Genomic DNA, 10069 nt, shown 5'->3' with positions numbered 1-10069 from the left:
CCAGCACGAGGCAAACCAGCTTTCGCTACACGACGCGCTTCCGACCTCGCTCGGCCTCGATACGGGTGCGATCGCGCAGCTGTCGACCGTCACGACGGGCGGCCTCGAGACGAAGCTCGTAGACCGGCTCGGCGGGCGTTCGAACGGCGCACCGGGCGCACAGGCGGCGATGTCCGCGACCGGCAACGCCGCCGACAACACGAACGGCGGCGCGATGATGGCCGCGGCTGCGGATGGCACCCAGGCCAACGGCGGGGCGCTCGCCGGCGGCGCGATGATGCGCGCGGTGGATACGACGCATGCGCCGGCCGCGCTGCCCGTCGAAGGCACGCTGCCGTCGCTCGACGGCGCGGTGCAGTGGCTGAACTCGCCGCCGCTGACGGCGGCCAGCCTGCGCGGCAAGGTCGTGCTGGTCGATTTCTGGACGTATTCGTGCATCAACTGCCTGCGCACGCTGCCGTACACGACCGCCTGGGCACGCAAGTACGCGCCGTATGGGCTCGTCGTGATCGGTGTGCACGCACCCGAGTTCGCGTTCGAGCGCGACATCGGCAACGTGAAGAAGGCCGTGCACGACCTCGGCATCGACTTCCCGGTCGCGATCGACAACCGCTTCACGATCTGGCGCGCGTTCAACAACGAATACTGGCCCGCGCACTACTTCGTCGACGCGCAGGGGCGCGTGCGCCGCCACCACTTCGGCGAAGGCGAATACGCGGAATCGGAGCGCGCGATCCAGTCGCTGCTCGCCGAGGCCGGCCATCCGGAAGCGCTGAACGTGCCGATCGGGCTCGCCGGTGCGCCCGCGAAGGGGGCGCTCGCCGCGGCCGACAGCGCGGACGTCCGCTCGCCCGAGACCTACGTCGGCTACGCACGCGCCGAGGACTTCATGTCGCCGGGCGGTGTGGTGCGCGACGCGGCGTACCACTACGCCGAGCCGGCCCGTCCCGATCTCAACGACTGGGGCCTCGCCGGCATGTGGCAGGTCGGCGCCGAACGCGCGACGCTCGCGGCGCCGGCCGGCCGCATCGTCTACCGCTTCCATGCCCGCGACCTGCACCTGGTGCTCGGCCCCGGCGAGGACGGCAAGCCGGTGCGTTTTCGCGTGACGCTCGACGGCGCGGCGCCCGGTGCCGCTCACGGCAGCGACGTCGACGCACAAGGCTACGGCACCGTGACCGGGCAGCGCCTGTACCAGCTGGTCCGGCAGCCCGGCGCGATCGCCGACCGTACGTTCGCGATCGAGTTTCTCGATCCCGGCGTGAATGCGTATGCGTTCACGTTCGGCTGATCCCGGCCGGACGCGGCGCACCGGCGCCGCGTCCGGACCTCGCGCTTTCCATTCCGCTTTTCGAAGGAGCACACCGTGAACACCACCTCCCCCCGCGGCCCAGTACCGCAACGACGCACGGCGATGCTGCGCCGCATCGGCGCGATCGCCGTCGCGGCCGCCGCCGTGTTCGGCTACCAGCGCATCGTCAATTCCGCCGAGCCGATGCGCACCGTGCCCGCGCCGACGCTCGACGAAACGCCCGGCGCCTCGCACGACGAGACGGCCGTGCTCGCCGGCGGCTGCTTCTGGGGCGTGCAGGGCGTGTTCGAGCACGTGAAGGGCGTGAAGCAGGTCACGGCCGGCTATGCGGGCGGCGCGTCCGAAACCGCGCACTACGCGCTCGTCGGCTCGGGGCTGACCGGGCACGCGGAATCGGTTCGCATCGTCTACGACCCGACCCAGATCACGTACGGCCGGCTGCTGCAGGTGTTCTTCTCGGTCGCGCACGATCCGACCGAGCTCAACCGGCAGGGCCCCGACGAAGGGTCGCAGTACCGGTCGGCGATCTTCCCGACCACCGCGCAGCAACGCGCGGTCGCGACCGCGTACATCGCGCAGCTCGGCACCGCGCACGTGTTTCCGGCGCCCGTCGTCACGCGCGTCGAGGACTACAAGGGGTTCTACCCGGCCGAGGCCTATCACCAGAACTACCTCGAGCTGCACCCCGACGCGCCGTACATCGCGTACAACGACATGCCGAAGATCACCGGGCTGAAGCAGCACTTCCCGGCGCTGTACCGCACCGACGCGGTACTGTGGCGCGATGCGCGCTCGTGACCGGCAAGCGGTCGCGTGACGGGGTGACGGCGTGGTGCCCGCCGCACGGCCTGCGCCCGTGCGGCCACCGCTGGCCACGCGCTCACCGCCTTCGACCCGATTTGCGCTGCATCAACGACACCGCGGCCGCCGTGCCGGGGCAAACCCGCATCGCGTCCGCCGCGACCGGCAACTTCGCGTAGACTTCTCCAGATCCCCGCCGCGTCAAGCGGCGCCCGGAATCCCAGTTCAGCCCGGAGACGTCACGCATGCGCGCAGTGCCCATTCCTGACAGCGGCATCCTTGGAGAACCCTCTTCCGGCGCGGCCGTGCGCGACCTGCGCCGCGTGCCGATTCACCCCGATCACTGGTACCCGCTCGCGTGGTCGCGCGAGCTGAAACGCGGCAAGACGCTCGGCGTGCGCTTCGCCGGCGATCCGATCGTGCTCGTGCGCACCGAATCCGGCGCCGTGTATGCGCTCGAGGATCGTTGCGCGCACCGCCAGGTGCCGCTGCACGCGGGCGTCGTGAGCGGCGAGACGCTGCGCTGCTGCTATCACGGCTGGACCTACGCGTGCGACAGCGGCCGCTGCGTCGACGTGCCGTACCTCGGCCGCGAGCGGCTGCCCAACGGCGTGCGCGCGTATCCGTGCCGCGAAGCGCACGGGCTGATCTTCGTGTTCCCGGGCGATGCGACGCTCGCCGACACCCGGCCGTTCCCCGCGCTCGAATCGGCGGACAACCGCGCATACAAGACGCGCCGCTTCGGCCGCGAGGTCAAGTGCCACTACTCGTTCATGCACGAGAACCTGATGGACATGAACCATCAGTTCCTGCACCGCAAGCAGATGGGGCAGATGCGCGCGCGCTCGGTGGGCCGGCGCCGCGGCGACGACTGGGTCGAGGTCGACTACACGTTCGCGCGGATGGAAGGCAAGCAGCCGGTGGGCGAGGCGCTCGTGTTCGGCGCCAGCAAGAAGCCGGCCGACCAGTCCGACAAGAGCGTGATGACGGTGCGCACCGGCTACCCGTACCAGACGCTGCAGATCCGTTCGAGCGAAGGCACGCTCGTGATGGACCTGTGGATCGTCTACGTGCCGCTCGACGCCGAGCAGCGCACCAACCGCACGTTCGGACTGCTGTCGATCCACAAGCCCGGCATTCCGTTCGCGCTCGATCTCGCGTGGCCGCTGCTCGTCTGGTTCACCGAGCGCATCTTCCGCGAGGATCGCTGGATCGTCGAGCGCGAGCAGGAAGCGCACGACGCCCAAGGCGCCGACTGGAACCACGAGGTGTTTCCAGTCATCAACGAGCTGCGCGACCTGCTGCGCCAATGCGGCGCGCGCACCGTGATCCCGATCCGCGACGCGCGCGACGGCGCGTGATGCGCGGGGCGCGTGACTCGAGAAGCGCGCGCCGTTACAACCGGAACGCGCCCGGCAGCAATGCATGGGCCGTCGTGACTTCGACGGCCCCTTTCAGGTTGGCCAGGATCACTTCGATGTCGGGCATGCCGATCTCGATGATCACCTGACGGCACGCGCCGCACGGCGCGATCGGGCCGTCCGTGTCGCCCACCACCGCGAGCCGCGTGAAATCCCCCGGACGATAACCGGCGGCGATGGCCGAAAACATCGCCGTGCGTTCCGCGCAGTTGCAGAGTCCGTAGGACGCGTTCTCGACATTGCAGCCGTGAAAGATCGTCCCGTCCCGCGCCTGCAGCGCCGCGCCGACCTTGAAGCGCGAATACGGCGCATACGCGCGTTCGCGCGCCGCCTTCGCCGCCTCGATCAGTTCGTGTCGTTCCATCTCGTCGTAGCCTCGATTGTGTGCGGGGAGATATCGGCGCGGCCAAGCCCCGACCGTCGCGATACACCCGTGACATGAAGTGAAGTGATCGCCTGCGCCCGTACCTGCGCTTGGTCAGCCGATCTGCCGATAAATGGTCGGCGGCGCATCACCGGTTTCGCCCAGCACGTAGCTGCGCTGGATCGCGTCCACCGCATGCGAGGCGGCTGCGGCGTCGCGGGCATGCACGTAGCCGAGCGGCTCGCCGGCCTCGACACGCTGCCCGAGCTCCGCGAGCGCCGTCAGGCCGACACTGTAGTCGATCGCATCCGCCGCGCGCGTGCGGCCGCCGCCGAGCGCGACGACCGCGAGCCCGAGCGCGCGGCAATCGACCCGCTGCACCACGCCGCTCGTGCGCGCCGGCACCGGCACGATCACCTCCGCCCGCGCGAGATGACGTGCGGGTGCGTCGATCAGGTCCGCGGGGCCGCCGAGCGCCGTGACCATCCTCGCGAAGCGTTCCGCTGCCGCACCCGTATCGAGCGCCTGCTGCAACTTCGCGCGCGCTTCAGCGACGTCGCGTGCCAGCCCGCCGGTGACGAGCAGCTCCGCCGACAGCGCCATCGTGACCTCATGCAGGCGGGCCGGACGCGACTTGCCCGTCAGGTAGTCGATCGCGCACCCCACTTCAAGTGCATTGCCCGCGCACGGCGCGAGCGACTGGTTCATGTCGGTAAGGATCGCGGTCGTCTTCATGCCGGCGCCGTTGCCGACGTCGACGATGCTGCGCGCCAGCTCCGCCGATTGCTCGGCGGTCGGCATGAAGGCGCCGGAACCGACCTTGACGTCCATCACGAGCCCGTCGAGCCCGGCCGCGAGCTTCTTCGACAGGATCGACGCGGTGATCATCGCGACCGACTCGACGGTCGCCGTCACGTCGCGAATCGCATAGATGCGCATGTCGGCCGGCGCGAGCCGCGCGGTCTGCCCGATGATCGCGACGCCGACGTCGCGCACCGTGCGGCGAAACGCGTCCGTGTCGGGCGCCACGTCGTAGCCGGGAATCGCGCTCAGCTTGTCGAGCGTGCCGCCGGTATGGCCGAGCCCGCGCCCCGAGATCATCGGCACGTAGCCGCCGCACGCGGCCACCATCGGCCCGAGCATCAGCGATACGACATCGCCGACGCCGCCGGTCGAATGCTTGTCGATCACCGGCCCGTCGAGATCCAGCGCGCGCCAGTCGAGCACGTCGCCCGAGTCGCGCTGCGCGAGCGTCAGCGCGACGCGTTCGTCGGTGCTCAGGTCGTTGAAATACACGGCCATCGCGAACGCGGCCACCTGGCCCTCGGTCACGCTGCCGTCGGTCACGCCGCGCACGAACGCGGCGATCCCGTCGCGATCGAGCGGCTGCCCGTCGCGCTTCCGGCGAATGAATTCCTGCGGTAAGAACATCGTTGCCTCTCCTCGATCGGTCGATGGCCGCTGCGGGCTCAGTGCAGGGAAAAGAACAGGCCGGCGATCGCGGCGCTCATCAGGTTCGACAGCGTCGCGGCCGTCAATGCGCGCAGGCCGTGCCGCGCGACTTCCGAGCGGCGCTCGGGCGCGACCGCGCTGAAGCCGCCGGCGAGAATCGCGATCGACGAGAAGTTCGCGAAACCGCACAGCGCGAACGACACGATCGCGAGCGTCTTCGGGTCGAGCACCTGCAGGCCGGCGGCCGCGACGTGCTCGCCGCCCTTCAGGTACGGCGACAGGTCGCCATACGCGACGAACTCGTTGAAGATCAGCTTCTCGCCGATGAAGTTGCCGGCCAGCGCCGCGTCGTGCCACGGCACGCCGATGATCCACGCGAGCGGCGCGAACAGGTGGCCGATGATACCCACCAGCGTGATCTGCGGAAAGCCCGCGAACGCGGCCACGCCGCCGACGATCAGGTTCATCAGCGCGATGAGCCCCACGAACGCGATCAGCATCGCACCGACGTTGATCGCGATTCGCAGCCCGACCGACGCGCCGGACGCCGCCGCCTCGATCACGTTGGCGGCCCGCTTGTCGTCGAAGTCGAGCCCGTCGACCACGACGCGGCTCGGCTCGACCGTCGGATACAGCAGCTTGCCGAACAGCAGCCCGCCCGGCACCGCCATGAACGATGCGGCGAGCAGGTATTCCATCCGCACGCCGAGGCCCGCGTAGCCGACCAGCACCGAACCCGCGACCGACGCCATGCCGCTCGCCATCACCGTGAAGATCTCGGCGCTCGTCATGTTCCGCACGAACGGCTTCACGAGCGCGGGCATCTCGCTTTGCCCGAGAAAGATCGTCGCCACCGCCGAGCACGCCTCGATGCGGCTCACGCCGAGCACTTTCGCGAGCGCGGCGCCGAGGATCGCGACGATCCACTTCATCACGCCGATGTAGTACAGCACCGCGATCAGCGCGGTCACGAAGATGATCATCGGCAGCACGCGCAGGCCGAACACGAACCCGCCGTCGCCGAACAGCTGGAACATCCGGCTGTCGACGAGCCCGCCGAACACGAACGCGATGCCGTGATTGCCCATGTCGAGCACGCGATTGACGCCGTTCGCGGCCCCCGCCAGCGCCGTGCGGCCCGCCGGCACGAACAGCACCAGCGCACCGATCGCCAGCTGCGTGCACAGCGCGGCGATCAGGGTCCGGCCGCTCACCGCGCGCCGGTTGTTCGACAGCAGATAGGCAACCAGCAGCAGGAACAGCATACCCAGGAGACTGCGCAGAATATCCACCTCGTACTCCTTGCTCTCAATGTTGTTGGACTGTTCGGCGGGCGGCCCGGCACGCCTGCGCAACGCCGTCGGTGGATATTACTCGCCGGTATGCACGTCGACAACGCAAACAAAATGGTCGCATTTGCGCGACACCGCGTGTTGCGTGGATTTGCTCAGTTGTTCTACGTACTGAACGATGGGAGAGGCGGGATCATGCTCAATTCTTCCCAAATACTGAGAGAATTGACGGAATGGAAAGAGATGGCTTCGGGCCGGAGCGCTGCCGGCGCAAACGGAAAAGCAGGCTCGAGCGCGGGGCGCGTCGTTCCAACCGACACGCTCCGCGCAACACGCAACGTTCAACCGGCGCGCTCGACCGGATGCGGTTCGCGCAGCCGGTTCGCGATCCGCGCGGCCTCGTAGTAACTCGCCGCCGGCGGGCGCTTCAGGTAGCGGCCCGCGCCGCGCACGGCGCGCAGATCGCCGTCGGCCCACGCAAGTGCGCCGCGCGTGAGCGTATGTGTCGCCACGCCCTGCACCGTCATCCCCTCGAACACGTTGAAGTCGACCTGCTGATGATGGGTCTTCACCGAGATCGTCTTCGTCGCGGCCGGGTCCCATACGACGAGGTCGGCATCGGCGCCCACCTGCACCGCGCCCTTGCGCGGATACAGGTTGAAGATCTGCGCGGCGTTCGTCGACGTGATCCGCACGAACTCGTTCGGCGTGATGCGGCCATGATTCACGCCGTGATGCCACAGCACCGACATGCGATCCTCGACACCGCCGCAGCCGTTCGGGATCTTCGTAAAATCGTCGCGGCCCATCGCCTTCTGCGATGCGCAGAACACGCAGTGGTCGGTCGCCGTCGTATGCAGTTGCCCCGCCTGCAGCCCGCGCCACAGCGCCTCGCGATGTTCGGCCGAGCGGAACGGCGGGCTCATCACGTGCGCGGCCGCACGCGTCCAGTCCGGATCGCGATAGACGGCCTCGTCGATCACCAGGTGGCCCGGCAGCACCTCGCCGAACACGCGCAGCCCTTCGCTGCGCGCTTTGGTGATCGCATCGACCGCGTCCTTCGCGGACACATGCACGATATACACGGGCACGCCGAGCACCTGCGCGATGCGGATCGCACGGTTCGCGGCCTCGCCCTCGACCTCCGGCGGCCGCGACAGCGGATGCGCCTCCGGCCCCGTCATCCCGCGTGCGAGCAGCGCCTTCTGCAACTGGAACACCAGCTCGCCGTTTTCCGCGTGCACGGTCGGCAACGCGCCGAGTTCGAGCGCACGCGAGAAGCTGTTCACGAGCACCTCGTCGTCGGCCATGATCGCGTTCTTGTACGCCATGAAGTGCTTGAAGCTCGACACGCCGTGTTCGCGCACGAGCGTGCCCATGTCGCGGTGCACGCTCTCGTCCCACCACGTCACGGCCACGTGGAAGCCGTAATCGGCAGCCGCCTTCTCGGCCCAGCCCCGCCACGCGTGGAACGCATCCATCAGCGGCTGCTTCGGGCTCGGGATCACGAAGTCGATGATGCTCGTCGTGCCGCCCGCCAGCCCGGCGGCCGTGCCCGAGTAGAAATCGTCGCTCGCGGTCGTGCCCATGAACGGCAGTTCCATGTGCGTATGCGGATCGATGCCGCCCGGCATCACGTACTGGCCGTGCGCATCGACGACGGTCGCGCCGGCCGGTGCGTCGATCTGCTCGGCGATCTGCAGGATCGCGCCGCCGTCCTCCGGGGCTGCGCAGAGCACGTCCGCGCGGTAGGAACGGTCCGCATCGACCACGGTGCCGCCACGAATCAGGATTGCCATGGGGTTGCCTCCTCGTTGATTGTCGGGTGCCGCATCAGGCGCTCGCGACCTGCGCGTGCTGTCCGGCGCGCCACTTCATCCAGGTGCCGTACACGCACGACGCCAGCACGAGGCCGACGAACCACGCGTACGTGTAAAGCGTGTTGAAGAATGCCGGCACGTTCGGAAACGACGCCGGAAAGGCCGTATGCAGGAAGCCGGGCAGGTTCGGCAGCACGCCGACCGCGAGCGCGGCCAGCGCGGCCGGGTTCCAGCCGCGCGCGTAGCTGAAGCCGCCGCGCTCGTCGAACAGCGCGCGCGTGTCGAGCCGCGTGCCGCGAATCAGGAAGTAGTCGACCATCAGGATCCCCGCCACGGGGCCGAGCAGCGCCGAATAGCCGACGAGCCAGGTGAAGATGTAGCCGTCCGTCGTCGCGAGGATCTTCCACGGCATCATCACGATCGCGATCGTCGCGGTGATCATCCCGCCGGTGCGATACGAGATCGCCTTCGGCCACAGGCTCGAGAAGTCGTAGGCCGGGCCGACGAGATTCGCGGCGAGGTTGCAGCACATCGTGTCGAGCGTGAGGATCACGAGCGCGATGCCCACGCCGATGCCCGTCATCCGGCTCGTCAGGTCGATCGGATCCCAGATCGCGTTGCCGTAGATCACGACGGTCGCCGACGTCACGACGACCGATACCACCGACAGCAGCGCCATCGGCAACGGCAGCCCGATCGACTGCCCGATCATCTGGTCGCGCTGCGAATGCGCGAAGCGCGTGAAGTCGGGGATGTTCAGCGCGAGCGTCGCCCAGAAGCCGACCATCGCGGTCAGCCCCGGCCAGAAAGTCGCCCAGAACAGCCCGGCCTTCTTGCCGCCCGCCGCGAACTGCGACGGGGCCGACAGCATCGTCCCGAAGCCGCCCGCCTTCGACGTCGCCCACCAGACGAGCGCCACGCACATCACGACCTTGATCGGCGCGGACCAGCTCTCGAGCCAGCGGATCGAATCGGTGCCGTGCCAGATGAAGTAGAGCTGCAGCGCCCAGAACACGAGGAAGCACGCGAGCTGCCCGAACCCGATGCCCATGACCGGCAGCGCCGCGCCGTGCAGCGCGTTGCCGGTGAGGATGTTCAGCAGCGTATAGATCGCACTGCCGCCGAGCCAGGTCTGGATCCCGTACCAGCCGCACGCGACGATCGCCCGCAACAGCGCCGGCAACTTCGCGCCCTGCGTGCCGAACGACGCGCGCACGAGCACCGCGTAAGGAATCCCATGCTTCGCGCCCGCATGGCCGATCAGCAGCATCGGCACGAGCACGATCAGGTTGCCGAGCAGCACGGTCATCACCGCCTGCCATGGCGACATGCCTTCCTGGATCAACCCGGCCGCCAGCATGTACGACGCGATGTTCATCACCATCCCGACCCACAGCGCCGCGAAGTGATACCACTTCCACGTGCGCTGCGCCGGCGTCGTCGGCGCGAGGTCGTCGTTGTACAGGCTGCCGCCCTGCGCCGCGGCGCGATCGGAATCGGCGGGATTCGCTGCGTGATTCATCTGACTCACCCCACGAAAACGTCAACTCCGGCATCGTTCGATGCCGGCCCGGGTGGAACGAAAGGCGGCGATGCAGGATGGCCTG

8 protein-coding genes are annotated in these 10069 nt (G+C 68.7%); 3 read left to right on the top strand and 5 right to left on the bottom strand.

The genetic code is table 11. From position 1 onward, the window contains the following. From G3N96_RS26430 to G3N96_RS26420, 3 genes are all read left to right on the top strand, one after another. Nucleotides 1-1291 (top strand): thioredoxin family protein (locus tag G3N96_RS26430; protein WP_206139007.1); only part of this gene is annotated, 1291 nt, incomplete at its 5' end. A 123-nt stretch (nucleotides 1292-1414) separates the two neighbouring features. Then, nucleotides 1415-2110 carry a peptide-methionine (S)-S-oxide reductase MsrA gene (msrA, locus tag G3N96_RS26425; protein ID WP_089476580.1) on the top strand — a complete coding sequence of 232 codons (696 nt, stop codon included), beginning with the start codon at nucleotides 1415-1417 and terminating at the stop codon, nucleotides 2108-2110. Nucleotides 2111-2358: 248 nt separating this feature from the next. Then, the gene (locus tag G3N96_RS26420; protein WP_089443805.1) at nucleotides 2359-3474 is read left to right on the top strand and encodes an aromatic ring-hydroxylating dioxygenase subunit alpha; all 1116 of its coding nucleotides are present in this window, start codon (nucleotides 2359-2361) and stop codon (nucleotides 3472-3474) included. A gap of 34 nt (nucleotides 3475-3508) precedes the next feature. Here the strand turns inward: G3N96_RS26420 and G3N96_RS26415 are convergent, their stop codons facing one another. From G3N96_RS26415 to G3N96_RS26395, 5 genes are all read right to left on the bottom strand, one after another. Further along, a complete protein-coding gene (locus tag G3N96_RS26415) occupies nucleotides 3509-3898 on the bottom strand; it encodes a cytidine deaminase (RefSeq protein WP_124580166.1) in 390 nt (129 codons plus the stop codon). Nucleotides 3899-4012: 114 nt separating this feature from the next. Continuing rightward, nucleotides 4013-5329 carry a thymidine phosphorylase gene (gene deoA / locus G3N96_RS26410; protein WP_206139006.1) on the bottom strand — a complete coding sequence of 439 codons (1317 nt, stop codon included), beginning with the start codon at nucleotides 5327-5329 and terminating at the stop codon, nucleotides 4013-4015. A 38-nt stretch (nucleotides 5330-5367) separates the two neighbouring features. Then, on the bottom strand, nucleotides 5368-6642 hold the full coding sequence (locus G3N96_RS26405) for a NupC/NupG family nucleoside CNT transporter (RefSeq protein WP_206139005.1): 1275 nt from the start codon (nucleotides 6640-6642) through the stop codon (nucleotides 5368-5370). A gap of 341 nt (nucleotides 6643-6983) precedes the next feature. Then, a complete protein-coding gene (hydA, locus tag G3N96_RS26400; RefSeq protein ID WP_206139004.1) occupies nucleotides 6984-8441 on the bottom strand; it encodes a dihydropyrimidinase in 1458 nt (485 codons plus the stop codon). 34 nt (nucleotides 8442-8475) lie between these two features. Continuing rightward, nucleotides 8476-9984 carry an NCS1 family nucleobase:cation symporter-1 gene (locus G3N96_RS26395; RefSeq protein WP_206139003.1) on the bottom strand — a complete coding sequence of 503 codons (1509 nt, stop codon included), beginning with the start codon at nucleotides 9982-9984 and terminating at the stop codon, nucleotides 8476-8478. Nucleotides 9985-10069: the final 85 nt, after the last annotated feature.

This window comes from Burkholderia sp. Se-20373 (genome assembly GCF_017104705.1).
Classification (GTDB): Bacteria; Pseudomonadota; Gammaproteobacteria; order Burkholderiales; family Burkholderiaceae; genus Burkholderia.
Note: the sequence above shows the minus strand (reverse complement) of the source record. Positions and strands in the feature narration are given on the sequence as shown.